Origin of the sequence: Vibrio sp. 1641, assembly GCF_033339995.1 — a bacterium.
In the GTDB taxonomy this organism is placed as follows: domain Bacteria; phylum Pseudomonadota; class Gammaproteobacteria; order Enterobacterales; family Vibrionaceae; genus Vibrio; species Vibrio alginolyticus.
In genome coordinates, this window is the sequence record NZ_JAWOVP010000379.1 from 1 (window position 1) to 573 (window position 573).

Below are 573 nucleotides of genomic sequence, written 5' to 3' on the forward strand. Positions count from 1 at the left end.
TTTCACACCGTGGCCGATACGCGTTGCACCAAGCTCTTGAATGGCTTGCCACATGCTTTCAGCGCCCGCCGCTTCACCAGCGTGAACTGTCACGTTTAGGCCTGCATCACGCACCTGTTTGAAGTGAGAGACAAAGCGATCGCCTGGTTGGCCAAGCTCATCACCTGCAAGGTCTACTGCTACGATGTGGTCTTTCTGGCTTAGAATGGCATCCAGTTCTTGCTGACATGCATCTGTGCCAAATGTGCGGCTCATGATACCGATAAGGTTCGCTTTGATGCCAAAGTCTCGCATGCCTGCTTGTACGCCATCGACAACCGCTTCAACCACGCCAGCGACTGGCAGTTTGTGTTTCATCGCCATGTAGTATGGTGAGAAACGCAGTTCGGCGTAATCAATTTGTGCGTTTAGCGCATCTTCAACGTTTTCATAAGCAACGCGACGACAAGCGTCAAGATCGCCCAGTACTGCTACGCCCCAGTCAAGCTTGGAAAGGAAAGCAACAAGAGATGGTTCCGCTTCGACAATTTGAACGTGTGGAGTGAGAGACTCAATATCGTACGCTGGCAGAGC

The 573-nt window shown here is 51.8% G+C and carries 1 pseudogene; it reads right to left on the reverse strand.

The features are described from left to right. Positions 1-573, reverse strand: a pseudogene (locus tag R7Z47_RS26085) (adenosine deaminase); the annotation flags it as partial.